The 26,447-nt window shown below is 71.8% G+C and carries 22 protein-coding genes; 9 read left to right on the top strand and 13 right to left on the bottom strand.

The genetic code is table 11. From position 1 onward, the window contains the following. Nucleotides 1-12 precede the first annotated feature (12 nt). Complete coding sequence (locus tag E1212_RS00525) at nt 13-1,335, bottom strand: M50 family metallopeptidase (protein ID WP_131977490.1); 1,323 nt, start codon at nt 1,333-1,335, stop codon at nt 13-15. Beyond that, entirely contained in the window at nt 1,335-2,540 is a 1,206-nt protein-coding gene (gene dxr / locus E1212_RS00520; RefSeq protein ID WP_131977487.1) for a 1-deoxy-D-xylulose-5-phosphate reductoisomerase, read from the bottom strand. The genes E1212_RS00525 and dxr overlap by 1 nt, the downstream gene beginning before the upstream one ends. A 492-nt stretch (nt 2,541-3,032) precedes the next feature. Here dxr and E1212_RS00515 point away from each other — a divergent pair, with 492 nt between their 5' ends. Genes E1212_RS00515 through E1212_RS00495 form a run of 5 tightly spaced genes read left to right on the top strand, consistent with a single transcriptional unit; the run spans nt 3,033 to nt 8,961 of the window. Beyond that, nucleotides 3,033-4,904 carry an ABC transporter substrate-binding protein gene (locus E1212_RS00515; protein ID WP_203416091.1) on the top strand — a complete coding sequence of 624 codons (1,872 nt, stop codon included), beginning with the start codon at nt 3,033-3,035 and terminating at the stop codon, nt 4,902-4,904. Nucleotides 4,905-4,914: 10 nt separating this feature from the next. Further along, a complete protein-coding gene (locus tag E1212_RS00510; RefSeq protein WP_131977484.1) occupies nt 4,915-5,949 on the top strand; it encodes an ABC transporter permease in 1,035 nt (344 codons plus the stop codon). Continuing rightward, nucleotides 5,946-6,833 carry an ABC transporter permease gene (locus E1212_RS00505; RefSeq protein ID WP_131977482.1) on the top strand — a complete coding sequence of 296 codons (888 nt, stop codon included), beginning with the start codon at nt 5,946-5,948 and terminating at the stop codon, nt 6,831-6,833. The genes E1212_RS00510 and E1212_RS00505 overlap by 4 nt, the downstream gene beginning before the upstream one ends. Continuing rightward, nucleotides 6,830-7,927, top strand: a complete 1,098-nt coding sequence (locus E1212_RS00500; protein ID WP_131977480.1) for an ABC transporter ATP-binding protein — start codon at nt 6,830-6,832, stop codon at nt 7,925-7,927. The genes E1212_RS00505 and E1212_RS00500 overlap by 4 nt, the downstream gene beginning before the upstream one ends. Continuing rightward, a complete protein-coding gene (locus tag E1212_RS00495) occupies nt 7,924-8,961 on the top strand; it encodes an oligopeptide/dipeptide ABC transporter ATP-binding protein (RefSeq protein WP_238992202.1) in 1,038 nt (345 codons plus the stop codon). Before E1212_RS00500 ends, E1212_RS00495 begins: the two co-directional genes overlap by 4 nt. Here the strand turns inward: E1212_RS00495 and E1212_RS00490 are convergent. Next, entirely contained in the window at nt 8,909-9,535 is a 627-nt protein-coding gene (locus tag E1212_RS00490) for a TetR/AcrR family transcriptional regulator (RefSeq protein WP_131977478.1), read from the bottom strand. The genes E1212_RS00495 and E1212_RS00490 overlap by 53 nt on opposite strands. Nucleotides 9,536-9,842: 307 nt before the next feature. Continuing rightward, nucleotides 9,843-12,074, bottom strand: coding sequence for an MMPL family transporter (locus E1212_RS00485; protein WP_131977476.1), 2,232 nt, complete (start codon nt 12,072-12,074; stop codon nt 9,843-9,845). 311 nt (nt 12,075-12,385) lie between these two features. On the opposite strand from E1212_RS00485, the gene E1212_RS00480 reads away from it, so the two are divergent. The 3 genes from E1212_RS00480 (at nt 12,386) to E1212_RS00470 (ending at nt 15,793) form a co-directional block, all read left to right on the top strand. Continuing rightward, nucleotides 12,386-13,990, top strand: coding sequence for a metallophosphoesterase family protein (locus tag E1212_RS00480; protein ID WP_203416090.1), 1,605 nt, complete (start codon nt 12,386-12,388; stop codon nt 13,988-13,990). A gap of 79 nt (nt 13,991-14,069) precedes the next feature. Beyond that, nucleotides 14,070-15,140, top strand: coding sequence for a hypothetical protein (locus E1212_RS00475; RefSeq protein WP_131977474.1), 1,071 nt, complete (start codon nt 14,070-14,072; stop codon nt 15,138-15,140). Between the two features lie 29 nt (nt 15,141-15,169). Beyond that, a complete protein-coding gene (locus E1212_RS00470) occupies nt 15,170-15,793 on the top strand; it encodes a hypothetical protein (protein WP_131977472.1) in 624 nt (207 codons plus the stop codon). Between the two features lie 243 nt (nt 15,794-16,036). On the opposite strand, the gene E1212_RS00465 is transcribed toward E1212_RS00470, so the two are convergent. The 5 genes from E1212_RS00465 to E1212_RS00445 form a co-directional block, all read right to left on the bottom strand. Further along, entirely contained in the window at nt 16,037-16,969 is a 933-nt protein-coding gene (locus tag E1212_RS00465; protein WP_162605244.1) for a S66 peptidase family protein, read from the bottom strand. Further along, nucleotides 16,966-18,924, bottom strand: coding sequence for an LpqB family beta-propeller domain-containing protein (locus E1212_RS00460; protein ID WP_131977470.1), 1,959 nt, complete (start codon nt 18,922-18,924; stop codon nt 16,966-16,968). Before E1212_RS00460 ends, E1212_RS00465 begins: the two co-directional genes overlap by 4 nt. Nucleotides 18,925-18,955: 31 nt before the next feature. After that, nucleotides 18,956-20,242 (bottom strand): M20/M25/M40 family metallo-hydrolase, encoded by a 1,287-nt coding sequence (locus E1212_RS00455; protein WP_131977468.1) that lies wholly within the window; start codon nt 20,240-20,242, stop codon nt 18,956-18,958. Then, nucleotides 20,235-21,071 carry a M55 family metallopeptidase gene (locus E1212_RS00450; RefSeq protein ID WP_131977466.1) on the bottom strand — a complete coding sequence of 279 codons (837 nt, stop codon included), beginning with the start codon at nt 21,069-21,071 and terminating at the stop codon, nt 20,235-20,237. The genes E1212_RS00455 and E1212_RS00450 overlap by 8 nt, the downstream gene beginning before the upstream one ends. 113 nt (nt 21,072-21,184) lie before the next feature. Further along, nucleotides 21,185-21,730: a MarR family winged helix-turn-helix transcriptional regulator gene (locus E1212_RS00445; RefSeq protein WP_131977463.1), complete on the bottom strand. Its 546-nt coding sequence runs from the start codon at nt 21,728-21,730 to the stop codon at nt 21,185-21,187. A gap of 32 nt (nt 21,731-21,762) precedes the next feature. Here E1212_RS00445 and E1212_RS00440 point away from each other — a divergent pair, with 32 nt between their 5' ends. After that, nucleotides 21,763-22,497, top strand: a complete 735-nt coding sequence (locus E1212_RS00440) for an SDR family NAD(P)-dependent oxidoreductase (protein WP_131977460.1) — start codon at nt 21,763-21,765, stop codon at nt 22,495-22,497. Between the two features lie 22 nt (nt 22,498-22,519). Here the strand turns inward: E1212_RS00440 and E1212_RS00435 are convergent, their stop codons facing one another. The 4 genes from E1212_RS00435 to frr form a co-directional block, all read right to left on the bottom strand. Further along, the gene (locus E1212_RS00435) at nt 22,520-23,617 is read right to left on the bottom strand and encodes a DivIVA domain-containing protein (RefSeq protein WP_131977457.1); all 1,098 of its coding nucleotides are present in this window, start codon (nt 23,615-23,617) and stop codon (nt 22,520-22,522) included. A gap of 128 nt (nt 23,618-23,745) precedes the next feature. Beyond that, nucleotides 23,746-24,867, bottom strand: coding sequence for a dual-specificity RNA methyltransferase RlmN (gene rlmN / locus E1212_RS00430; RefSeq protein ID WP_131977454.1), 1,122 nt, complete (start codon nt 24,865-24,867; stop codon nt 23,746-23,748). Between the two features lie 107 nt (nt 24,868-24,974). Next, nucleotides 24,975-25,820, bottom strand: a complete 846-nt coding sequence (locus E1212_RS00425) for a phosphatidate cytidylyltransferase (protein WP_131977452.1) — start codon at nt 25,818-25,820, stop codon at nt 24,975-24,977. Nucleotides 25,821-25,837: 17 nt separating this feature from the next. Then, complete coding sequence (gene frr / locus E1212_RS00420) at nt 25,838-26,395, bottom strand: ribosome recycling factor (protein WP_131977449.1); 558 nt, start codon at nt 26,393-26,395, stop codon at nt 25,838-25,840. Between the last annotated feature and the right edge of the window lie 52 nt (nt 26,396-26,447).

Raw genomic sequence — 26,447 nt, 5'->3', positions numbered from 1 at the left:
TCTCCTTGCGCTCTAGCCCAGTAGCCGGACGGGGTTGACGAGGTCGGCGTAGATCAGCAGCGCGCTCATGCCGATGAGGACGACGGCGACGCCGTAGGCCAGCGGCAGCGCCTTGGCGACGTCGACCGGCTGCGGCTCGGGCCGGCGGAACACCTTGGCGAAGGCCCGCTTGATGGCCTCCCAGATGGCGCCGGCGGCATGCCCGCCGTCGAGCGGCAGCAGCGGCACGAGGTTGAAGATGGCGATGGCCATGTTGAACGAGGCCAGCATCATGACGAACGTGGCCACCCGCTGCGCCGCGGTGAGACCGTCGGCCGACGCGATCTCGCCGCCGATGCGCCCGGCGCCGACGATGCTGACCGGAGTCTCGGGGTTGCGCTCGCCGCCGCCGAACGCGGCGTCCCACACGTCGACCATGCGCTGCGGGATGCGCGACATGGCTTCGGCGGTGTTGCTGATGAAGCCGCCGGTCCAGGCGAGCGTGCCGCCGACGGACTCCTGCTGGAAGTGGTCGAGCGTGGGGGCGATGCCGAGGAAGCTGGTGTCGACGGTGGCCCCTTCGGGACCGTCGGGATCGGGCCGCTCGGCCATGATGAGCTCGGGCGTGAGGTTCATCCGCTGCCCGTCGCGCTCGATGACCATGGGCATGGGGCCCTCGCCCGCGGCCTGGATGGCGGCCGAGACCTCGGCCCAGCTGCTGACGGCCGTGCCCTCGATCTCGAGGACGCGGTCGCCGGGCAGGATGCCGGCCGCCGCCGCGGGCGCGTCGGGGAAGCCGGTGCAGTCGTCGCCGGCCTCGGCGGCCTGCGACGCCGGGATGACGCACTCGTTGACGACGCTGACGACGGGGGCGAACACCGGCTTGTCGGGGTTGCCGAACGTCATGAGCACGCCGCCGGCGAGGACGATGGCCAGGACGACGTTCATGGCCGGCCCGCCGAGCATGATGATGAGCTTCTTCCACCAGGCCTTGCGGTAGAAGACGCGGTCGCCGTCGTTGGGCCCGATCTCTTCACGCGAGGCGGTGCGGGCGTCGCGGGCCATGGTCTGGAACAGCCCGGTGCTCGACTGTCGCAGCTGGGTGCCGTCGCCGCCGGGCTCGGGCGGGAACATGCCGATCATGCGGACGTAGCCGCCCAGCGGGACGGCCTTGAAGCCGTACTCGGTCTCGCCTCGTTTGCGCGACCACACCGTCCGGCCGAAGCCGATCATGTACTGGCTGACCTTGACGCCGAACAGCTTGGCCGGCACGAGGTGGCCGATCTCGTGCAGAGCGATCGAGACGATCAGCCCGACGGCGAAGAGCAGGATGCCGACGACGGCCAGCAGGTCCATCAGCGTTCCTCTTCCGATCCGGCGAGCTCGCGGGCCCGGGCACGCGCCCAGTGCTCAGCGGCCGCCACGTCGTCGACGCTCCGCGCGTCACCACCACCGTACTCGTCAAGGATACGGGCGATGGTGTCCACGATGCCCGGAAACCGCAGGCGCCCCGCGACGAACGCGGCCAGGCACTCCTCATTGGCGGCGTTGTAGACGGCGGGCGCCAGTCCCCCGCGGGTGCCGGCCGCGCGCGCCAGCTCGACCGCGGGGAACGCCTCGTCGTCGAGCGGCAGGAACTCCCAGGTGGACGCCGTCGTCCAGTCGCAGGCCGGTGCGGCGTCGGCCAGGCGGTCCGGCCAGGACAGCGCCAGCGCGATGGGGATGCGCATGTCGGGCGGGCTGGCCTGCGCGATCGTGGACCCGTCGACGAACTCGACCATGGAGTGGACGATCGACTGCGGGTGCACGACGACCTCGATGGCGTCGAACGCGACGTCGAACAGCAGGTGCGCCTCGATGAGCTCGAGGCCCTTGTTCACGAGGTTGGCGGAGTTGATGGTGACGACCGGGCCCATGCTCCATGTGGGGTGGGCCAGCGCCTGCTCCGGTGTGACATCGGTCATCTGGGCGCGCGTGCGGCCGCGGAACGGGCCGCCGCTGGCGGTGAGGACGAGCTTGCGCACCTCGGTGCTCGTGCCGGAGCGCAGGCACTGGGCGAGGGCGCTGTGCTCGCTGTCGACGGGGACGATCTGGCCGGGCTTCGCCTTCTGCTTGACCAGCGTGCCGCCGGCGATGAGCGACTCCTTGTTCGCCAGCGCCAGGGTGCGGCCGGCCTCGAGCGCGGCGAGCGTGGGCGCGAGGCCGATGGAGCCGGTGATCGCGTTGAGGACGACGTCGGCGTCCTGGGTGGCGGCCAGTTCGGCGGCGGCGTCGGGGCCGGCCAGCACCTTGGGGACGCGATGGTCGCCCGTCTCGTACCCGCGCTCGCGGGCCGCGGCGTAGAAGGCGAGCAGCAGGTCCTCGGCGGCGCCGGCCTTGGCGACCGCGACGGTCTCGGCGCCCAGCTCGAGCGCCTGCGCGGCCAGCGCGGCGGGGTCGGAGCCGCCGGCGGCCAGCCCGGTGACGCGCAACCGGTCCGGGTTGCGCCGGACGACGTCGATGGCCTGGACGCCCACCGACCCGGTCGAGCCGAGGATGACGACGTCGCGGACGCTCTGCATGGGCCCCATTGTCCCCCGCCCTCCTGAGCGCGGCCTGAGCGCGCTGTCCGCCGGCCTCGGAATGATCACGTTCAGCACGTGATTCCCTGCTCCACCAGGCCTGCAGGACTCGTGACGCTGAAGAACACCTCGTGATGGGGGCGGCGGTGAACGTGACCACTCCCCGGCGGGACCGGTCGCCGCACCACAGCGGAACCTGGAGCGGCGAGCGAGCAGCTCACCGGTGGGCCCGAGGGCCCGACCCACGTCAGCGCCCCCACGCCGTCCCGGCACATGACAACGGCGAACTCGGCTCCCCGCCGCCGAATGTCCGTCAGGTTGCGGACATCACAGGAGGATCTGCAGTTCGGTCTCGATCGGGCCAAGGACGCTGGACATTCGACACGCTGACAGGTCCAGACCATTGACGGCGCCGAGCGGCCGATGGTAGACCAACCGGCCAATAGGTCTACTGGCGCGACTCCGCGTGCCGAATGCGAGGTACCCCCCATCATGGCGACATCCGCTTCCCGCGCCCGCAGGTTCGCCGCCGGCCTGGCCGCGGCCGGGCTGACCCTGTCCGGCCTGGCCGCCGCCGGCCTCCCCGCCGCGACCGCCGCCACCGACGATGCCGGCTCCGGCGACGATGCCGAGCCCACGTCGCTCACCATCGCCGTCGCGCAGGAGGTCGACTCCCTCAGTCCATTCATCGCGGTGCGGCTGATCACCACCAACATGCACCGATGGATGTACGACTTCCTCACCAACTACGACCCCGAGACCGGTGAGACGATCCCAGCGCTCGCGGAGTCGTGGGACACCTCCGACGACGGCCTCACCTGGACGTACCACATCCGCGAGGACGCGACCTGGACCGACGGCGAACCGGTCACCGCCGAGGACGTCGCCTGGACCTTCACCACGATGATGACCGACCCGGCCGCGGCCGAGGCCAACGGCAACTTCGTCGAGAACTTCGCCTCGGTCACGGCCACGGACGAGTACACCGTCGAGATCGTGCTCGACGAGCCGCAGGTCACCATGCTCGCGCTGGACGTGCCGATCCTGCCGGAGCACATCTGGTCGCAGGTGAGCGACTTCGGCGCGTTCAACAACGACACCGACTTCCCCATCGTCGGCAGCGGCCCGTTCATCCTCACCGACTACCAGCCGAACGTGTCGATCACGCTCGAGGCGAACCCGGACTACTGGCGCGGCGCGCCGAAGTTCGACCAGCTGATCCTGCGCTACATCGACGACCCCGACGCGCAGGTCGAGGCGCTGCGCAGCGGCGAGGTCGACTTCGTGTTCGGCCTGACGCCGGCCCAGTACGAGGCGCTGCAGAACGAGGAGGACATCACCGTCAACGCCGCCCAGGGCAAGCGGTTCCAGGCCATCACGCTGAACCCCGGCGCGAGGCTGCAGGACGGCACCCCGTTCGGCGACGGCCACCCGGCGCTGCAGGACCCCGTCGTGCGCGAGGCGCTGGTGCACACCATCGACCGCGACGCCATCTACGAGGTCGCCTACGGCGGCCTGGGCGAGGCCAACGGCGGCTACATCCCCTCGCGCTACGACACCTACCACTGGGAGCCGTCGGAGGACGAGGAGATCGGCTTCGACATCGACGCCGCCAACCGGCTGCTCGACGAGGCCGGCTATGCGCCCGGCGGCGACGGGATCCGGGTCGGCCCCGACGGGCGGCCGCTGTCGTTCCGGTTCAACGTGCACGGCGACAACCCGCAGTACGTCCAGGCCGCCGAGATGATGGCCGAATGGGCCCGCGAGGCCGGCATCGAGCTGGTGGTCGAGCCGGTGTCCGAGGTCGGCTCGCTGCTCGACGAGGGCACCTACGACATCCTCACCACCGGCTGGAACGTCAACCCGGACCCGAACTACGTCCTGTCGATCAACCTGTGCAGCGGGTTGCCGACGGAGCTCGGCGGGCCCTACCTGTCCGACGCGTACTACTGCAACGAGGAGTACGACCGGCTCTACGCCGAGCAGCTGTCCGAGCTCGACGTCGACGCCCGGGCGGAGATCGTCAAGGAGATGCAGCGCGTCCTGTACGAGGACAACATCTTCGTGGTCTGGGGCTACGCCGACGCGCTCGAGGCGTACCGCAGCGACGTCATCGCCGAGATGACGCCGCAGCCTGACCCGGGCGGCAACTACTACGGCCAGGACGGCTACTGGAGCTGGTGGTCCGCGGTCCCGGTCGGTGAGGAGGACGACACCGCCGGGGGCTCCGGCTCCGACGACGGCGACGACAGCGGCTCGAACACCGGGCTGATCGTCGGCATCGCCGCCGCGGCCGTCGTCGTGCTGGCGCTGGTGTTGCTGCTGCTCCGGCGTCGCGGCACGACCGCCGACGACCGCGAGTAGTCGGAGCTCGATGGCCGACTCGGCACTGCCGACCGCACCGGTCCCGCAGCTCGCGCAGAGCGTGCGGGACCGGTCCGGTGTCCGGCGCAGGTTCCGGTACTACGGCGAGAAGCTCGGCGGGTCGCTGGTCTCGCTGTTCGCCGTCATCCTGACCAGCTTCTTCCTGTTTCGCATCATCCCGGGCGACCCGGTGCGGACCATGACGCACGGCCGCCCCGTGAGCATCGAGCAGCAGGAGCAGCTGCGTCGCGAGTTCGGGCTGGACCGGCCGCTGGCCGAGCAGTTCTGGAGCTACCTGACGGGCGTCCTGCGGCTGGACTTCGGCGACTCGTTCCAGTTCAACCGGCCGGTCACCGAGCTCATCGGCGACCGGTTGTGGCCGACGGTGCTGCTGGTGGGGACCAGCGTGCTCGTCTCGGCGGCGCTCGGGCTGTGGCTGGGCGTGCGCTGCGCGTGGAACCACGGCAGCCTCGGCGACCGCGTCAACACCGGCGTGGCGCTGACGCTGTGGTCGGTGCCGAGCTTCTGGCTGGGCCTGATCCTCATCGTGATCTTCGCCTCCGAGCTCGGCTGGTTCCCGACCAGCGGCATGGAGAGCACCGGCGTCGAGGGCTGGGAGCGCATCCCCGACCTCGCCCACCACATGGTGCTGCCGCTGGTCACGCTGGTGGCGGTGGTCTACGCGCAGTACCTGATGATCATGCGGTCGTCGCTGCTGGACGAGATGGGCAGCGACTACATCGTCACCGCCCGTGCGAAGGGCCTGCGCGACGTCATCGTGCGGCGCCGGCACGCCGTCCCGAACGCGCTGCTGCCCACCGTCACGCTGATCTTCGTGAATCTCGGGTTCGTGGTGTTCGGCGCCGTGCTGGTCGAGACGATCTTCAGCTGGCCGGGTCTGGGCCAGCTGTTCTACTCCGGGCTGAGCGTGCCTGACCTGCCGCTGGTGCAGGGGTTGTTCATCCTGTTCTCCGCGGCGGTGATCCTCATGAACCTGATAGCCGACCTGCTCTACCCCGTCCTCGACCCGCGGGTGCGGCCGTGAACGGGCTGGTGTGGGCCCGGCGACGGCGCACGGCCGCGCGGTTCTGGACGTCGTACCGGCAGAACCGGGCCGGCCTGTTCGGGCTGGTGGTGCTGGCGCTGTTCGTGCTGACGGCGCTGCTGGCGCCGGTGCTCACGCCCGACAACGCGCTGAGCGTCACCCGCCCGCCGGGGTCGCCGCTGGAGGGGCCGAGCGCGGAGTTCCCGCTGGGCACGGACCGGTCCGGCCGCTCGATGATCGACATGATCATCTGGGGGTCGCGGGTCTCGCTGACGGTCGGGTTCTGGGCGACCTTCATCTCGATCGCGTTCGGCACGCTCTTCGGGATCCTGGCCGGGCACTTCGGCGGCTGGGGCTCCAGCCTGCTGATGCGCGTGACCGACTGGTTCCTCGTCATGCCGTCGCTGGTCCTGGGCGTCGCGCTGGCCGCCGTGCTGGGCCGCAGCCTGACGACGATCATCGTCGCCATCGGCGTCACGTCCTGGCCGACGACGGCCCGCCTGGTGCGGGCGCAGACACTCGCCGTCGAGGCCCGGCCGTACATCGAGCGGGCCAGGGCGCTCGGCGGCGGGCACCTGCACGTCATGTCGAACCACGTGCTGCCGAACGTCATGCCGATCGTCCTGGCACAGACGACGCTGATGGTGGGGTCGGCGATCCTGACGGAGTCGACGTTCGCCTTCCTGGGGCTCGGCGACCCGACGACGGCGTCGTGGGGCGCGACCATCCAGGCGGCCCGCGACGTCGGCGCCGTCAGCTCCCGGATGTGGTGGTACATCCTGCCGCCGGGCATCGCGATCGTGCTGGTCGTGCTGGCGTTCACGCTGGTCGGCCGGGCCATCGAGGGCGTCCTGAACCCGAAGCTGAGGGAGCGCCGCGGATGAGCCTGCTGGAAGTCAAGGACCTGACGGTCACCTACCGGGCTTCGACATCCGCGGCCTCACCGGAGAAGCGTGGTTCGGCCGGTGCCGGCGACGTGCCCGCGGTCCGCGGCGTGTCCTTCACGCTGGACGCGGGCCAGAAGCTGGGCCTGGCCGGCGAGTCCGGCTGCGGCAAGTCGACCATGGCGCTGGCGCTGCTGCGGCTGCTGCCGAAGACGGCGCACCTGACCGGTGAGATCCGGTTCGACGGTGAGGACCTGCTGACGATGTCGTGGGGCCGGCTGCGGGCGGTCCGCTGGGCCGGCGCGTCCATCGTCTTCCAGGGCGCCATGCACTCGCTCAACGCCGTCCAGCGCATCGGCGCGCAGATCGGCGAGCCGATCCGGCTGCACTCGCCCAAGGTCGGTGACGCGGAGATCCGGCGTCGCGTCGGCGAGCTGCTCGAGCACGTCGGCCTGCCCGCCCGGCGTGCCGACGCCTACCCGCACGAACTGTCCGGCGGGCAGCGCCAGCGGGTCATGATCGCCATGGCGCTGGCCTGCGACCCGCAGCTGATCGTCGCCGACGAGCCGACGACCGCGCTGGACGTCATGATCCAGGCGCAGATCCTCACGCTGATCGAGTCGCTGGTCGCCGAGCAGGGCATCAGCCTGCTGATGATCAGTCACGACCTGTCCGTCCTCGCCGACACCTGCGACCGGCTGGCGATCATGTACGCCGGGCGGATCGTCGAGGAGGGCCCGGCGGCGACGGTGTTCGGCGCGGCCAGGCATCCCTACGGCCAGGCGCTGGCGGCGGCGTTCCCGCGGATCGGCGACCCGGCGTCGCGGCGCCGTCTGCAGGGCCTCGCCGGCGACCCGCCCGACCCCGCCGACCTGCCCGCCGGGTGCTCCTTCCACCCCCGCTGCGCGGTGCGGCTGGGCCACTGCGACCTGGTCGACCCGTCGCTGTGGCCGACGGCCGGCCGCGAGGTCCCGGACGACGGCGAGTCCCACAAGGGAAAGGGGAATCGCCCGGCCGGAGACGGGACCCGGGCGGCCTGCGTGCGCGTGCTGCCCGACGACGGTCTCTCGTTGGTGGAGAAGGAGTCCGCGTGAGCGAGCCGATCCCGAATGCGCCGATCCTGTCCGCCGAGGACGTCCACGTCGAGTTCGAGGCCCGCCGCGGCGATGGGCGGGCGCGCGCCGTCGACGGCGTCAACCTCGACATCGCCCCCGGGGAGATCGTCGCGCTGGTCGGCGAGTCCGGCTGCGGCAAGACGACGCTGGCCCGCACCCTGCTCGGCCTCGAGAAGCCGACGTCGGGCCGGGTGCTGCACCGCGGCATCCCTCTGGCCTACACCTCGAAGGCGCTCAAGCGGTTCCGCCGCGACGTGCAGCTGGTGCTGCAGGACCCGAGCGGCTCGCTGAACCCCCGGCACACCGTCTACGACGCCGTCGCCGAAGGGCTGCGCATCCACGGCGACGTGCCCGACGAGCGGGAGCGGGTCGCCGACGCGCTGTCGCGGGCCGGTCTCCGTCCGCCGGAGCGGTTCTTCCTGCGTTTCCCGCACGAGTTGTCCGGCGGCCAGCGGCAGCGCGTGGTCATCGCCGGCGCGCTGGTGCTGGAGCCGAACGTCATCGTCGCCGACGAGCCGGTCGCGTCGCTCGACGCGTCGGTGCGCGGCGAGATCCTGGCGCTGCTGCTGCGGCTGCGCGACGAGCTGGGGCTGGCGGCGCTCGTGGTGACGCACGACCTCGGACTGGCCTGGAACATCGCCGACCGGGTCGCCGTCATGTACTTGGGCCGCATCGTCGAGACCGGGCCGGTGGAGAAGATCCTCACCGCCCCGGAGCACCCCTACACGCAGGCGCTGCTGTCGGTGCTGCCCGAGGCGCCCGGCGCCCCGGTCGTGCTGCAGGGCGAGCCGCCGGACCCGACCCGGATCCCGGCGGGCTGCCGGTTCCACGTCCGCTGCCCGGTGCTCGCGTCGGGTGCGGCGGCCGCGGCCGGGGTGGACGGCCGCTGCCGTGGGGACGACCCCGGCGTCCTGGCCGGCGGGACGGCCATCCAAGTGGCCTGTCACTACGCCCGCACCGTCAGCTCGCCGGACGGCCCGTCTGACGGCCCGGCTGCGGCAGCCCGGCCCTGAGCTGCGCGAAGCCGTCGGCGACCAGCTCGCGCAGCGGGCGGTCGGTCTGGCCCGCCGCCCAGAGGTCCATGGATGTCTTGACGGCCTGGGCGGCGGCGCCGGCGATGAGGTGCGGGTAGAGGTCGCGGCTCGCGTCGGTGCCGGTGCGCGCCGCGATGGCCGCGGCGAACCGCCGGCGCATGGCGTCGAACGCGGCCAGCTGGTTGGCGATGACCGTGGGGTTCGCCATGACCATCTGGATCTGTGCGACCATGCGGGCGCGCGCGTCGGCGCTGTCGTCGAGCGTGGCGAGATAGACGTCTTGCAGGCTGTCCCAGATGGGCTCGTCGGCCGGGCGCCGCTCGAGCTCGTCGGTGAGCCGGTCGGCCCAGTCGATGATGGAGGCGACGATGGCCTCCTCGCGGCTGGAGAAGTAGTTGTGGAACGTCCGCGGCGACACGTCGGCGGCCGCGGCGATGGCCTCGACGGTGACGTGCTCGACGCCCAGCTCGACGGCGAGCCGGTTGGCGGCGGCGCTGAGAGCGGCGCGAGTGGCCGCCTTCTTGCGCTCGCGCAGGCCCACTTCTCCTGTCATGTCAACTATTCTAGTGGATATTTTGCGGCTCGCGCAAAACTTCGGTGAACGCAAACTTGCGCACCGACGCAGACCCCCTGCGGCTCGCCCGTTGATCTTGGAGTAAGGGCGGAATCACTCGGACAGTTCGCCCGGCATCTCTGCACTTCCTCCAAGATCAACGTCGGCGGGGAGGGCGGGAAGCCGGTGCTGCCACGCCCGGACAGGCGAACGGGCGGCCCGGACCTCTCCGTCGGGCCGCCCGTCTTTCACCGGGGGGCTTGTGTCCCTTTCCCTCGTGGACCTCGGCGCCGCCTGGACGTCGCGGTCAGCGCACGGCCCCTCCCTGCGCGGGCTCCGGTTCCGGCTCCTCGGCCGGCGCCGGCGCGTCGTGCAGCTGGCGGCTGAGCTTCTCGCCCTCGACGTCGACGTTGGGCAGCAGCCGGTCGAGCCAGCGCGGCAGGAACCACGCCCGGCTGCCCAGCAGCGTCATGACCGCCGGGACGATGGTCATGCGGACGACGAACGCGTCGAACGCGACCGCCGCGGCCAGCGCGAGGCCGACCTGCATGATGACGTCCTCGCCGCCGAAGATGAACGCCGCGAACACGCTCATCATGATCAGCGCGGCGGCGGCCACCACACGGGCGCCGTGCTGGAAACCGATGACCACCGAGTCGGTGGGCGACGCGCCGTGCACGTGCTCTTCGCGCATCCGCGTGACGAGGAAGACCTGGTAGTCCATGGCCAGGCCGAACACCACGCCGATGAGGAAGATCGGCAGCATGCTGATGATCGGGCCGGTCTGCTCGATGCCCAGCAGGCCGTTGAACCAGCCCCACTGGAACACCGCGACGATGGCGCCGAACGTCGCGCCCATGGTCAGCAGGAAGCCCAGCGCGGCCTTCAGCGGCACCAGCAGCGACCGGAAGACCAGCATCAGCAGGATGAACGAGAGCCCGACCACGAGCGCCAGGTACGGCAGCAACGCCTCGGTCATCCGGTCGGAGAAGTCGATGTTGATGGCCGTGCTGCCGGTGACCGAGACGCTCGCCCCGGCCTCGTCGCCGACGGCGCCGACCTGGTCGCGGATGTCGCCGACGAGGGCCTCGGTCTCGGCGCTGCCCGGGCCGAACTCGGGCACGACGTTGATGATCGAGGTGTCGCCGGCCTCGTTGGGCACCGGGTCGGTGACGCTGACGACCCCGTCGAGCCCTCGGAGCGAGTCGGCGACGGCGACGGCCGCGGCCTGCGGGTCGGGACTGCCGACACCGTCGACGACCACCGTGAGCGGGCCGTTGAAGCCGGCGCCGAAGCCCTCGACGGTGAGGTCGTAGGCCTTGCGCTGCGTGCTGTCGGGCGGCGAGCTGCCCTCGTCGGGCAGGCCGAGACGCAGGTCGAGCATCGGCGCGGCGAGCGCCAGCATGCCCGCCACCGCGACGGCCAGCACCGGGATGGGCCGGCGGGTCACCAGGTTCGCCCAGCGCCGCCCCAGGGTGGGCTTGCCGCCGTCGTCCGCCCGCTCGCGGATGTGGCGCAGGCCCGGGATCCTGCCGCCCAGGACACGGTGCTTGGCGAAGCCGAGCAGCGCCGGCAGCAGGCTGAGCGCGATGACGACGGCGATGCCGACGGTGAGCGCCGCGGCCACGCCCATCTCGGTGAGCATGGGAATGTTGACGACGAACAGCCCGGCCAGCGCGATCATGACGGTGAGGCCGGCGAACACGACCGCCGACCCGGCGGTGCCGACGGCGCGGCCGGCCGCCTCCTCGCCGTCGCGGCCCACGGCCAGTTCGTGCCGGTAGCGCGAGACGATGAACAGCGCGTAGTCGATGCCGACGGCCAGGCCGAGCATGAGCGCCAGCGTCGGCGTGCTGGACCCGATGTCCATGAAGCCGCTGGCCGCGGTGATGGCGGCCATGCCGATCACGATGCCCAGGACGGCCGTCAGCAGCGGCAGGCCGGCGGCGATGAGCGATCCGAACGTGATGATGAGCACCACGGCCGCGACGCCGATGCCGATGAGCTCGGTGCCGGCCGGCTCCTCCTCGCTCATGGCCGCCTCGCCGCCGAGCTCGACCGTCAGTCCGGCATCGCGGCCGGTGTCGGCGGCGGCGGTGAGCGCCTCGCGTGCCTCGTCAGTGAGGTCGAAGAACGGGACCGCATAGGTGACCTGCGAGAACGCGATGGTGCCGTCCTCGGACACGGTTCCGATCTCGAACGGGTCGGGGACGGCGGCCACCTGTGGCGCCGTCGTCAGTTCGGCGAGGACATCCTCGACCGCGGCCTGGTTCTGCGGGTCGGTGAGCGTCTCGCCCTCGGGAGCGGCGAACACCACGCGCGCCGTCGCACCGTCGGTGTTGCCGCCCGGGAACCGCTCCTCGAGCAGGTCGAACGCTTCCTGGGACTCGGTGCCGGGGATGGAGAACGTGTCGGACGTGGGCCCGGACAGCGTCGAGGCACCCACCCCGAAGAGCGCGACGAGGGCCAGCCAGACGGCCAGCACCACCCCGCGTCGTCGATAGGAGAACCGGCCGAGCCGGTAGAGGAATGTCGCCACCGATGACTCCAAGGGTTGAGAAGTGCGACGTCAGAACACCACGGCGAAGCTGTGAGCAGCCTGAGAGCGAGGTGCCCCGCGCCCACGCCGGTGTGAGACTGCGACTACCAGCCTGCTCCGGCCGCAATCTGACACTAACTTACTTCTTGCGCTCTCTGCAAATCTGCCCGGTGAGCAAGTTTGTTGTCGCCGCCAGTCAGATGCTCGTCATCTCCCCGTTGCCGGATTCCTGACCTCTGGTCACCTCCGCCCCTTAGCGTCCGGCCATGACGATCCGAGCGCGCAGACGCGCAGGTGTGACGGCAGTACTGATGAGTGCCGCCGTGGCGGCGCCGCTGGCGGTCATGGAGACGGCCGCGGTCGCCGAGGAGTCGCGCGTGGGTCAGCAGACCCTCTGGCGCGAGGGCTTCAACGGGCTCTCCGGCGGCGTCGCCGCCGACGGCTACACCCACCGGCCGCCGCAGGGCTGGTCGGTCGAGGTCACCCCCGAGATGGAGGCCGGCGGCGTCGACGACTGGCGCGGCTGGTCCTTCACGACCCGCGAGTACTGGACCGCCGCCGAGGACCAGATGCGGTTCCGCTTCGCCCGCGCCGACGACGTCATCGCCGTCGCCGACTCCGACGAGTACGACGACGCCGCCGGTGCCGCCGGCCGGTTCGACACCACACTGAGGTCGCGGCCGGTGCGGGTCTTCGGCTACCCCGAGCTGGAGCTGACGTTCGACTCGCACCTGCGGCCGTGGACCGGCCAGTCCGCCACGGTCACCGTCGAGTTCGACGACAGCGGCGAGGAGACCACGCTGCTGCGCTACGACTCCACCAACACGACCAACAACTACGACGGCGACCTCGCCAATAGCACCGAGGTGCTGCGCTTCGCCGTCCCGTCCGGGGTGCGGCAGGCCGTGTTCCGGTGGCGCCTCGACGCGCCGCGCAACTCCTGGTACTGGGCGATCGACAGCGTCTCGGTGCGCACGACCGCCACCGCGACGCCGTCGCTGGACGACGCCACGCAGCTCTGGGTGGTCAGCGACATCCAGGGTCACCCCCGCGATTTCGCCCACGGCCTGCGCGACTTCGACGCCGTCCGGCCCGACGGGGCCGGCCTGCTGATCGCGGGCGACATCGTCCCCACCGGGACGGCGGCCGAGTGGCGCCAGATCGACGACGTGGTGTCCGGCGCCGAGGCGGCGGGGATCATGCCGCCGCAGCTGGTGGCGGCGATCGGCAACCACGAGAGCTACGCGGCGGAGTCCTGGGAGACGCTGCGTGACCGGTTCCTCGACTTCGCCGGGCGTGATCGGGTCTATGGCGAGTACGTGCTGACCGGCGGCGGCGGCGAGGTTCCCGTTCTCGCGATCGGCCAGGAGTTCCCCCGTCCGCCCGAGGTCGGCATGTCCGACGAGCAGGTCGCCTGGCTGGACGAGCGGCTGGACTACTGGACCGAGCGCAAGAAGCAGGTCATCGTCATCACCCACTTCCCGCTCGGCGACACCGTCTCCGCCTCCTGGATCCCCTGGTACCACGAGCACCACGAGCGCAACGCCGAGCTGACGACGATGCTCGGCGACCACCCGAACGCGATCTTCCTGTCCGGCCACACCCACTACCCGTTCGAGCTCGGCGACTGGGCCGTCCGGCGGCGCGTCCCCGGCGGTCACCCGGACGGCTTCCTCGCCATCAACACCGGCGCCATGCACATCGAGTGGGACGCCCGTGGCGAGAACACCAGCAGCATCGGCGAGGTCACGACCCGCGACATCAACCGCGGCCTCACCATCGACGTCTATGCCGACCGCGTGGTCATCGAAGCGCGCGACTTCGGCCTGGCCGGCCCGACGGGCGACAACGACGTGAACGAGGTGCTGCGCCACCTCGAGGTCGCGAATCCCCTGTTGCACGGGCGTAAGCGCTGATCGGTTCCTGCTCCAATGGTTGAGGGATCGGTGTCGCCATGACGACACCGATCCCTCAATCATCCATTACCGTGGCGCTATGCAGGGCGGCAACGACGGCGACGGCGTGCGGTACGCCGCGGAGTCGCTGCGCGCCCTGCACGACGAACTGCCGGCTCTCGCCGAAGGCCTGGACCGCGAGGTCCGGAAGAAGATCGAGGACACGGCCACACCGCTCGAGCAGGCGGAGCTGATCAAGGAAGCGCACGAGATCCGGCTGATCGGCACCCGGATGACGGCGGCTCGGGAGGACGCGTTCGCCTCGGTAGCGCACGTGCTCGCCGGCACTGCGGACGAGATCGAGACGCTGTTGCGCTCTGCCGACGACGGCGACACCCCTCCGCCGGTGTTCTCGATCCCGCCGCCACCCCTCCCGCCGGCGAGCGTCGTCACCACCGCCCAGCAGACCGTGGTCGTCCAGCAACACCTCCCGAATGCGGACGCTCATGCCGCGGCGATCCATCAGGTCGGCGCCGTGTGTCCTCCCGGAGAGTTGACCACCATGCTGAACCTGTTGAACGGTGCGTCCGCGCACGCCGTCGAGCGACACGGCCACCATCTCTCGCAGGAGCACCAGGTCGCCCGGGCCCAGTGGCGCCTGGATCCCGCCGGCATGGACGGGTGGCGCCTCAACGCCGATGGCTCCGCCGATTCGTGGCGACAGCACGGTCAGGGACCGCACCAGGTCGGGACCATCGTCGGCCACTACACGTCACCCGAGGCGGTCGCCAAACCTCTTCTCGCGGTACTCGGCGCGGCCGGTCCGACGCAGGCGGACCTCCACACCTTTCTCGATAGGAAGGCGAACGGCCAGACGATCATCAAGATCTTCCTTCGCACCTCTGACACCGGAATCACCCCGGAGGACGTCTTCACGGTCCGAGCACCTGGCACCGACACGGAAGCAGGCGAGGAGATGTGGCTCCGAGCCCGGGACGGATCCATGGCAGGTCTCGGTCCGGCACCTGCCGTGCGCGCACACGACATGGTTACCCGTGGCGCGCGGCCAGGTAGCCTGATCATCTTCGCCAAGAGGAGGAACGAGTCGTGGCGCTTGATCACGAGCTACTTCGTCGACAACCCACGACGAGTTGCGTACCTGGAGCTGTGATGGAGCAGACGCCCGAATTCGATCGATGGATGCAGGTCTTCAGCAACGACCAAGCCGAACTGCTCGACTTCTACTACGAAGCTTGCGAAAGCGTGCCGCGGTGGTTGGAGACGAACCACGACGACATCCGGGGCTTCCGGGCCGAGCTCGCAGCGCACATCCGCGATTCGTCCGAACCGCCGTACAGTTCCGAGACGCAGTGGACCACCGATGAGATCCTGCGGAATCTCTGGTTCGACGTGTTCGGGGTGGAGCCACCGCCGGGTGACCCGTACCCCGTCCCGCGAGAGCGGTGGGGTCGGTACCGGATGACCACCTACATGCGCGACATCCCGTACCGGCACCCGGAACGGGTGCGCCGCGAAACACAGACCTGGCTCGATGCGCGCTGTGTAAGCATCGAGGACCTGGCGGCGTACCGGGAGCCGGGGGCGGAGGTGGAGTACTCGCGGCCGGAGCCGCCGGGGTTCCGGGACCGGCTGGCCGAGCTGACCGCAGCCGGCAAGCGATCCGGGCCGGCCGAGGGCGAGCACGCCGCCGAGGCGCGCGCCGACCTGCTCGACGCCAAGCGAAGCTATCTCGAGACCGGCCACTCGGAGCAGGCTGCCGCCGTCGACCGCATCCTCGCCGACCGCGAGCCCCGCGACGAGTGAGCCGCCGCCCATGATCATCAAGGATCGACCACGCCATCACGTGGTCGATCCTTGATGATCATGGGGCGTGCGCTCCTTTCGCGCCAGCGCGCTCAGGCCGAACACCACGCTGAAGCCGAGCACCGTTGCCCACCCGCTCCGGCAGCGGCCGGGCCAGCACGATCGACGCCCGATGATCAACGACGAGCCGGACGATGGTCCTCGCGCCCTGCGCGGGCCTCAGATTTCAATGTGCTACAGATGTCACACCAGGGCGGGCGCGTCGAGCGTCAGCGTGCCGGCAGCAGCGTCCAAAGTCGCCGGCACGCCCAGCGGCACCGTGATGGTCGACGGGCCGTGGCCGAAGCCGAGCTCCGTCACCACCGGGACCCCCAGCCCGCCGAGCCGATCCTGCAGAAGCTCCTCCACCGGCTCGCACTCGTGCCACGACCCGAGCGCGATCCCCGCCACGCCGTCGAGCCAGCCCGAGCGGAGCAGGTGCGTGAGGAACCCGTCCAGCCGGTACGCCTTCTCCCCCACGTCCTCGAGCAGCACGAGAGAACCCGCCGCCGACGGCAGCCCCGTCGGCGTCCCGATCTCGGACGCCAGCAGCGCGAGACAGCCGCCCACGGTCACCCCGGACGCCCGGCCAGGCACCAGGGGACGGGCCGACGGCGCCCCCAACACCAAGGACGACGGCGACGACGGCGCGAACAGCAGCGACCGCAGCAGCTCAGCCGTCGACGGGGACGCGACGAACGCGTCGGTCGCGACCATCGGGCCGTGGATCGTCGCCACCCCGAGCCTGCGCGCGAACGCCGAGTGCAGCGCCGTGATGTCGCTGTAGCCGACGAACACCTTGGGCGCGGCGGCGGCCATGGCGGACCAGTCCAGCAGCGCCGACATCCGCTGCACCCCGTACCCGCCGCGCGCACACAGCACCGCCGCCACCGACGGGTCGCACCAGGCCTGCTGCAGGTCTCGCGCCCGATCGAGATCGGACCCGGCGAGGTAGTCCAGCGACGGGTGCGCGTCCAGCACGTGCGGCATCACGAGGACGTCCAGCCCCCACGACCGCAGCACGGCGCAGCCGGCGTCGAGGCGGTCCTTGGGGACCGGGCCTGCGGGCGCGACGACGGCGACGCGGTCACCCTCGACCAGGCGGCGCGGCCGCCGCAGCGGCTCCACGAGGCTCACGCCGACGCCGTGAAGCCGAAGACCTTCGCGTACAGCGCCAGCTCCTTCTCCAGCGCCGTCACGATGGTCTCCTTGCGCCGGAAGCCGTGCTGCTCGCCCTCGAACGCGACGTACTCATGGTCCACCCCGAGCTCGGCCACCCGCTCGGCGAACCGCTGGGTCGGCCCGGGTGGGCAGACCTCGTCCTCGAGCCCCTGGAGCAGCAGGAAGGGGACGGTGAACTTCTCCGGCACGTTGATCGGCGACCGCTCCTTGTACCGCGCCTCCGCGTCGGGCCAGGGCCCGACCAGCCCGTCGAGGTACTGCGACTCGAAGTCGTGGGTCTCGCCGGTGCGGAACGCGACCAGGTCGAGGACGGGGTACATGATCGTCGCGCAGGCGAAGACGTCCGCGAACGCCAGCGCGGCCGCCGCCGTCCAGCCGCCGGCCGAACCGCCGCGGATCGCGAGCCGGGAGCCGTCGGCCGCCCCCTCGTCGACCAGGGCCTTCGCCGCCGCCACGCAGTCCTCGACGTCGACGACGCCCCACTCGCCACGCAGCCGCTCCCGGTACGGGCGGCCGAACCCGGTCGAGCCGCCGTAGTTGACCTCGACGACGCCGAGGCCGCGGCTGGTGAAGAACGCGACCTCGAGGTCGTGCACCATCGGGACGCGGCTGGTCGGCCCGCCGTGCGCGAACACGATGAACGGCGGCTTCTCACCGGCCAGCCCGCCGAACCGGGAGCCCCACGGCGGGTAGACGACGGCGTGCACGTCGCGGCCGCCCGGCCCGGCGAACGTCCGCTGCACCGGCTGCGGCAGCGACGTCGCCGGCACCGACAGCGGCGACTGCACGACCGCCGACACCGTCCCGACCGACGCCTCGACCACCTCGAACGGCCGGACCGGCGACGCCGCGACGCCGTAGACCGTGCGCCCGGACACCGCGAGTGTCGGCGCCCACTCGGTGTGCTCGTCCTCGAGCAGGTCGTAGAGCAGGCCGCTGCGGGTGTCGAGCAGGTTCAGCCGCGCCGACGCGCGGCCGCGGATGACCGCGACCTCACCGTCGCCGAGCGGCGCGAACCAGCGCAGCCCCAGCTGCCAGAGCGGCCCGGCGAACTCCTCGGCCCGCTCCCCCAGCACCTGCGGCTCACCGCCGTCGAGCCCGACCCGGTGCAGGTTCCACCAGCCGGTGCGGTCGGTCGCGATCAGGAGCGCGTCGGGCGTCTCCCACTCGGCCTGCGCGATCGACTCCGACTTTCCGCCGGCGACGGTGACCGGCTCGCCCACGCGCGCGACGCCGCCGTCGTCGACCACCTCCGCGACCCGCAGGACCGTCCCGTCCCACGGCATGTTCGGGTGCTCCCAGCCGATCCACGCCAGCCGCCGGCCGTCGGGAGACGGGCGCGGGCAGGCGAGGAAGTGGGTGTCCTCGACCAGCACCCGCACGTCTCCGGAGCCGTCCAGCGGCACCGCGACCAGCGCGCGCCGCACGTCCGTCGGCGCCGGGCCGGTGTGCTCCTCGCGGATGCACCAGATCTCGCTGCCCGACGGCGCCAGCAGCGGTTCGGCGTAGCGCAGCCCCGACGGGATCGACGGCGACGGCGTCAGCGCCGCCGGCTCCGCGTCCGAGCCGGGGACGTACCGGTACAGCCGCTGGTCGGTGTACTCGGCGAAGACGACGGCGGCACCCTCGCCCGCGCCGCCGGCCGGCGACGGCACGACCACGTAGGCCATGCCGCCGTACTCGTGCACCCGGGTGCGGACGTTCCACGGCGCCGGCAGCACGACCTCGGGCTTCACGGCGCCGTCGCGCAGCCGCAGCAGCGCCACCCGGCCGCCCTCGGCGGGCTGCGGGCGCGTCCACCACAGGGCCCCGCCGTCGTGGCTCACCCAGCCGGGACGGCCGTCGTTCTCGGCGACGATCTCGGCGGTCACCGGCGACGGCCAGCTCCCGTACGGTGCGGTATCGGGCACGGTGTTCTCTCCAGACGAGGAACGGCAGTGGTCAGGTGGTCAGGAACCGGTCGAGCACCCGGACGCCGAACTCCAGCGCGTCGACGGGCACCCGCTCGTCGACGCCGTGGAACAGCGCCGAGTAGTCCAGGCCGGGCGGCAGCCGCAGCGGCGCGAAGCCGTAGCCGGTGATGCCGAGCCGGGAGAACTGCTTGGCGTCGGTGCCGCCGGCCATGCAGACGGGGACGACGTGCGCGTCGGGGTCCTCGGCCCGCAGCGCGTCGGCCATGGCGGCGAACGCCGGCGACGCGGGGTCGGCGGAGAGCGCGACCTCGGCGTGCTCGTACTCCCAGGTGATCCCGGGCCCGACGAGCTCGGTCACCACCGCCTCGAACTCGTCGCGGGCGTCGGGCACCACGCGGCCGTCGACGTACGCCGTCGCCGTCTCGGGGATGACGTTCACCTTGTAGCCGGCGCTCAGCATGGTCGGGTTGGTGCTGTTGCGCAGGACGGCGTCGACCAGCTCGCGCGCGGGGCCGAACCGGGCGATGGTCGCGTCGGCGTCGTCGAGGTCGACGGCGACACCGAGCGCCGCGCCGATGCCCTCGATCGACGCGCGCACCGTGGGCGTCAGCCGCACCGGCCACCGGTACTCGGCCAGCCGGTGCACCGCGCCGGCCAGCGCCGCCACCGCGTTGTCGTGGTTGACCCGCGACCCGTGGCCGGCCCGGCCGCGCGCGGTCAGCTTCAGCCACGCGGTGCCCCGCTCCCCCGCGGCGACGGGGTAGAGCCGCCGGCCGCCGGCGTGGAACGTGTAGCCGCCGGACTCGCTGATGCCCTCGGTGACGCCCTCGAACAGGTCGGCGTGCTTGGTGACCAGCCAGGTGGAGCCGTGGTCGGCGCTGGCCTCCTCGTCGGCGGTGAACGCGAGCACGACGTCGCGCGGCGGGCGCCGGCCCTCGCGCGCCCAGGCCCGGACGACGGCGAGCATCATCGCGTCCATGCCCTTCATGTCGACCGCGCCGCGGCCCCAGAGCATGCCGTCGCGGACCTCGCCCGAGAACGGGTGCACCGACCAGTCGGCTGCCTCGGCCGGCACGACGTCGAGGTGACCGTGCACGAGGATCGGGTCGCGGCCCGGGTCGGTGCCGGCGATGCGGGCGACGACGTTGGCGCGGTGGGGCGCCGACTCGATCAGTGTGGCGTCGATGCCGGCCTCGCCCAGCCTCTCGGCCACGTACTCGGCCGCCGGCCGCTCGCGCCCGGTGCCGTCGCCGGTGTTCGTGGTGTCGATGCGGATGAGGTCGGAGGCGAGGGTCAGGACGTCGGGCTCAGCCATAGTGGTTCTCGATACCGTTCGAGATCAGGGTCGTGACCGCCTTGAAGCAGCGGATGAGGTCGTGCGCGGTGCCGGCGGTGTAGCGCACCCGGCGCTCGGCGACACGCTCCACCGTGGGGACCATACCCGCGAAGTCGGCGAGCTGCGTGGCGTCGACCTCGATCTCGACGGTGTACGGCCCGCGGTCCGTGGCGGGCTCGTGGCGGACGGCGAGGGCGACGGCGTGCTTCGCCTCGACCCGGATGGTCTCGAAGGTGCGCGCCGGCGGGCGGCAGCGGGCCGCGTAGCGCGACACGTAGTCCTTGACGGCTGCCGTGCGTGCCAGGGGCGCGTACGTGGCGGCGTCGGCGCACGCGCGGTCGTCGCCGGTGACCAGGATGACCGGCGTGCCGTACTCGGCCGCGACCAGCGCGTTCAGCCGGCCCTCGCTGGCCGGGTCGCCGTTCACCCACACCCCGGTGATCGAGTTGGGCAGGTACGTGTGCGCCAGCACGCCCTCGGCGCCGGCGCCCGCGTGGTACCCGAGGAAGACGACGCCGTCGACGTCGCCGCTCTGGATGCCCTCGACCATGGTCAGCGCCTTGTGCCGCCCGGTGATCATGGTGGCGCGCTCGTCCAGCTGCTCGAGCAGCAGGTTGCGCATGGTCGCGTGCGCCTCGTTGACCAGCACCTCGTCGGCGCCGCCGTCGAACAGCCCCGCGACCGCGCCGTTGACGTCGGACGTGAACATCGCCCGGCAGCGCTGCCACTGCTCCGTCCCCGGCTCGACGTCCGCGGGCCACGTGACGCCGGTCGCACCCTCCATGTCGGCCGAGATCAGCAGCTTCACGAGATGTCACCTGCATCGCTGCGGTGGCGCGCACGGCTCGCGCTCCGGGTCGCGCACCACATCTCTGTGTCGGCCGAGATCAGCACCTTCATAGGGCGCAACGCTATCTCGTGTCACGAGATCGCTGACGGACGGTCCTCCGCACCGAACCGCTGGGTCAGGTCGGCGAGCAGCGTCTTCAGCAGCCCGGCCAGCGTCGCCCGCTGCGCGTCGTCGAGGCCGTCGAGCAGTGTCTCCTCGTGACGCAGCAGATCGGCGACGACCCGCTCGTTCAGCTCCCGCCCCTCGTCGGTGAGCGCGACGACGGCGGAGCGCCCGTCGGCGGCCGAGCGCTCGCGGCGGACCAGCCCGGCGGCCTCGGCGCGGGCGATGCGCTGCGACACCGCGCCGGCCGTGACGAAGCTGCGCGCGGCGATCTGGCCGGGGGTCAGCCGGTATGGCGGCCCGCTGCGGCGCAGCGTGCTGAGCAGGTCGAGCGTCGGGTTGTCGACGCCGAGCCGCTCGAGCGTGCGGCGGCGGTCGTCGGCGAGCAGCTGCCCCAGCCGCCACATCCGGGTGATGACGCCGATGGAGCCGACGGGCACGCCCGGCAGCTCGCGCCGCCAGGCCGCCTGGATGCGGTCGGTGCCGTCGTCCGTCGCTTCGGGGTACGCTGTCATCGCCAAATACTTTAGCACTAAAGGAGTTTGCGATGAGTGCACGCACGGTCGTCGTCACGGGCGGCGGGACCGGCATCGGGCGGGCGGTGGCCGCGGGCTTCGCGGCGGCGGGCGACACCGTCGTCGTCACCGGGCGCCGGCGGCCGAGGCTGGACGAGGTGGTCGCCGAGCTCGGCCCGAAGGTCAGCGCCGTCGACTTCGACGCGTCCGACCCGGCCGCCGTGACCGAGGCGCTGGATCGGCTGCCGGCGACGGTGGACGTCCTGGTCAACACGGCCGGAGGCAACACCGCCTTCGGCCGGCCCGCGCCGCAGCCCGGCGACCTCGCCGCCGTGGCCCAGGCGTGGCGCGAGAACTTCGCCGCCAACGTGCTGACGGCGGTGCTCATGACGACGGCGCTGCTGCCCCGGATGCCCGAGGGCGGGCGCATCGTCACCATCGGCTCGATCGCGGCCAAGCGGGGCGGCGGCAGCTACGGCGCGGCCAAGGGCGCCGTCGAGTCGTGGACGGCGTCGCTCGCGGCCGACCTCGGCCCGCGCGGCATCACCACGAACCTCGTGGCTCCGGGGCTGACCTCCGGCACCGAGTTCTTCCAGGGCCGGCTCACCGACGAGCGGCGGCGGAAGAACATCGCCGAGACCATGACCGGCCGCGCCGGCACCGTCGACGACGTCGCGGCGGCCGTGCACTACCTGGCCTCGCCCGCCGCCGGGCACGTCACCGGCCAGGTGCTGCACGTCAACGGCGGCGCCTACCTGGGCCGCTGAGCCGGCGCCGCCGGCGGCGGGCCTACGGCGCGACGACCTCGACCTCGTAGCCGTCGTCGTTCTCCATGTACGCCGCGTAGTGGTGCGGGCCGCCGGCGTGCGGGTGGCGGTCGGCGAACATCAGGTGCCAGCCGTAGGCCGGCGCCTCGGAGACGATGCGATCGACCATCCACTGCTCCGGCACCGCCAGCGCGAGGTGGTTGAGGCCGGGCGCCTTGCGGTCGTACGCGACCCAGCTGAGGTCGGGCGAGCACTCGATGACGACGTACGGGCCGCCGCCGGGCGCCTGCCAGGACCGGCCGTTCTCCCAGGCCTGGAAGAGCGTCCAGCCGAGGCGCTCGAACAACCAGCCGAACGAGCGGGTGGCCGAGTCGAGGTCGCGCACCCAGATCTCGATGTGGTGCAGGCCGGTGGACGGCGTGGACGACGGCGCCAACGAGGCGTCGTCGACGGCCGGCTCAGGCGCCCGCTGCTGATATTGCTCCGGCGGCGGCGCCGCGGCCGGCGGCGGGGTCTGCCCGTAGTTGGTGTCGAGCGCGCGCAGCACGGGGTCGAGCTCGTTGACGGCGGAGTCGGTGAGCGGATCGTACGCCTGCGTGTCGTACTGGCTGGTGCCGTGCGACGTCCCGTGCGACGAGGTGTCGTAGTAGGCGGCCGGGTACGACGGGTTCGACGGCGGCCCGGACGGCGGGCCGTAGCCCCCGGCGGCGGGCGGCGGCATGACCGGCGGCGCGGCGGGCGGCGGGGCCACGACGGGCGGCGCGACCGGGGCGGCGCCCATGGGCGGCCCGGCGGGCGGGATGCCGGGGCCCTGCGCGTAGGCGTTGGCCGGCACCTGCTGGTGCTGCGGCGCCTGCTGCTGCGCGGCGGCCTTGCGGCGGGTCCGCAGCTCCGAGGCGGCGGCGTCGAGCCAGTCGTCGACGTCGTCCATGACGTAGCCCTCGCGCATGCGGACGACCTTGAACTCCTCGGCCTCGATCTGCTCGGGCGTGACGCCGCGCCCGGAGGAGCGTCCCTCCAGCGCGTCGATCACCACGTCGACGAAGTCGTCGACGGCGTCCAGGTCATAGCCCTCACGCATACGAGTGGTGCGGAACTCAGGCTCGCGACTGACGGCCACCAGGTGTCACTCTCCTCCCGAACACAGAACGGCCGGCATCGGGCGATTCCCCGGCCAGCGAGTCCAGCCAGCTCGCTGCCCGCGAAGCCGATATCCCCCGAGACCGGCCGAGCCAAGCGCAATGCATACTAATCACCAACGGTAGCCAACTGGCCACACGCCCCGTCGATATCGCTTCCGCGGGTGTCCCGGATGGTCACCGGCACACCCCTGTCCTCCAGCGCGGCCACGAACGCCGCCTCGTCCTCGGGGCGCGAGGCCGTCCATTTCGACCCGGGCGTGGGGTTCAGCGGGATCGGGTTCACGTGCACCCAGCCGCGGCCGCGCTCGTTGAGCAGCTTGCCGAGCAGGTCGCCGCGCCACGCGTGGTCGTTGATGTCGCGGATCAGCGCGTACTCGATGGACACGCGCCGCCCGGTCTTCTCGAAGTAGGCCCGCGCGGCGTCGAGCGCCTCGCCGACCTTCCAGCGGGTGTTCACCGGCACCAGCTCGTCGCGCAGCTCGTCGTCGGGCGCGTGCAGCGACAGCGCCAGCCGCACGCCGAGGTTCTCGGCGGCCAGCTTGTCGATGGCCGGGACCAGGCCGACGGTGGACACCGTGACGCCGCGCCGGCCGATGCCCAGGCCGGACGGCGCGGGGTCGGTCATGCGGCGCACGGCGGTGACGACGGCCTTGTAGTTGGCCAGCGGTTCGCCCATGCCCATGAAGACGACGTTGGTGACGCGTCCGGTTCCCCCGGCGATCTCGTTGCCGGCCAGCATGCGCTCGGCGGCGACGACCTGCTCGATGATCTCGGCCGCCGACATGTTGCGGGTCAGGCCCTGCTGCCCGGTGGCGCAGAACGGGCAGTTCATGCCGCAGCCGGCCTGGCTCGACACGCACAGCGTGACCCGCGGACGGTCGCCGGTGTAGCGCATGAGCACGCTCTCGACCAGGGCGCCGTCGAACAGCCGCCACAGCGTCTTGCGCGTGGTGCCGCCGTCGGTCTCGAGGTGCCGGACGGCGGTCGTCAGCGTGGGCAGCATCGTGGCCGCCAAGGTGTCGCGCACGGACGCCGGCACGTCGGTCATCTGCTCGGGGTCGTTGACGTGGCGCGCGAAATAGTGCCGGGAGAGCTGGTCGGCCCGGAACGGCTTCTCGCCGAGCTCGGCCACCGCCTGGCGGCGGGCTTCGACGTCGAGGTCGGCGAGATGGCGGGGCGGCTTGCCACGCCTTGCGGGAACGAGCGTGAGCTCACCGGGTCTGGGCATGATGGCGACCATTGTCCCACGTTCGGCGCGCTGATGACGTATGTCGAGGTCGAGGGGGCCGATCGGCCGGTCACGCCGCCGTCTGAACGCCCCACACCGCATCGTCGTCAGGTGGTGACCACGTACTCCAGGACGAACCAGACCAGCGGCGCAGACGGCAGCAGCGAGTCGAGGCGGTCCATGAGGCCGCCGTGGCCGGGCAGCAGCTGGCTCATGTCCTTGATGCCGAGGTCGCGTTTGATCAGCGACTCCCCCAGATCGCCCAGCGTGGCGCCGAGGACGCCCGTGACGCCGAGGACGACGCCGGTCCACCAGGGCGCGTCGAACGCGAGCACCGCCACCGGGACGGCCACGCCGATGCCGAGGACCAGCGAGCCGCCGAACCCCTCCCACGACTTCTTCGGGCTGACGCTCGGCGCCATGGGATGCCGCCCGGCCAGCACGCCGGCGAGCAGGCCGCCGGTGTCGGACGCGACCACCACGACCAGCAGCGCGAACACCCACCAGGCGCCGTCGTCGTGACGGACCATGAGCATCGCGAAACCGGCCAGGAACGGCACGTAGACGCTGGTGAAGATGCCGGCCGAGACGTCGCGCAGATACCCCGGACGGCTGTCGCCGAGCCGCCACGCGCACACCGCCGCCACCGTCAGCCCGAGGCCGACCATGAGCGGTGAGCCGCCGCCCAGATAGGCGCCCACCAGCATGAGGACGGTGCCCAGCACCACGGGCACGACCGGGACCTGGATCGACCGCGCGCCGAGCGCCGTCGCCAGCTCCCAAACCGCGACCACCATGACGATGACGACGAGCCCGACGAACGCGGGCTTGAACGCGAACAGCGTGCTGAGCACGATCGCACCCAGCGCGAGCCCGACCAGGCTCGCGGCACGCAGGTCTCGGCCGGCCCGGCCGTGCCGGCGGGATCGGCTGCTCGTCGCCCCGTCAGTCATCACCACGTGTGTACTCGTCAGACCTCGAGGAGCTCTGCTTCCTTGTGCTTGAGCAGGTCGTCGATCTGCTCGACGTAGGTCTTCGTCACCGATTCCAGGTGCTTCTCCGCGCGAGCGACCTCGTCCTCGCCGGCCTCGCCGTCGCGTGCGAGCTTGTCCAGCGTCTCCTTGGCGTGACGGCGCACGCTGCGGATGGACACCTTCGCACCCTCGGCCTTCTCGCGCGCGAGCTTGATGTACTCGCGGCGGCGCTCCTCGGTGAGGGTGGGAAGCACGACGCGGATGATGTTGCCGTCGTTGGTGGGGTTGACACCCAGGTCGGAGTCGCGGATGGCCCGCTCGATGGCCGCCAGCGAGCCCTTGTCATAGGGCTGGACGGTGATCATGCGGGCGTCGGCCACGTGGAACGACGCGAGCTGGCTGAGCGGGGTCGGCGCACCGTAGTAGTCGACCACGATCTTGTTGAACAGCGACGGATGAGCACGACCGGTCCGGATGGAGGAGAAGTCCTCCTTGCCGACCGATACGGCCTTCTCCATCTTCTCCTCGGCCTCGAGGAGGGTCTCGTCGATCACCACTGCTCCTTCGCTTGCTGTGTGGCGACGATCCTAGGGCACCGCGCGGCCG

The organism is Jiangella ureilytica, assembly GCF_004348545.1.
Taxonomy (GTDB): Bacteria; Actinomycetota; Actinomycetes; order Jiangellales; family Jiangellaceae; genus Jiangella; species Jiangella ureilytica.
The sequence above is the reverse complement of the archived record's forward strand: the minus strand, read 5'-3'. Positions and strand labels throughout refer to the sequence as shown.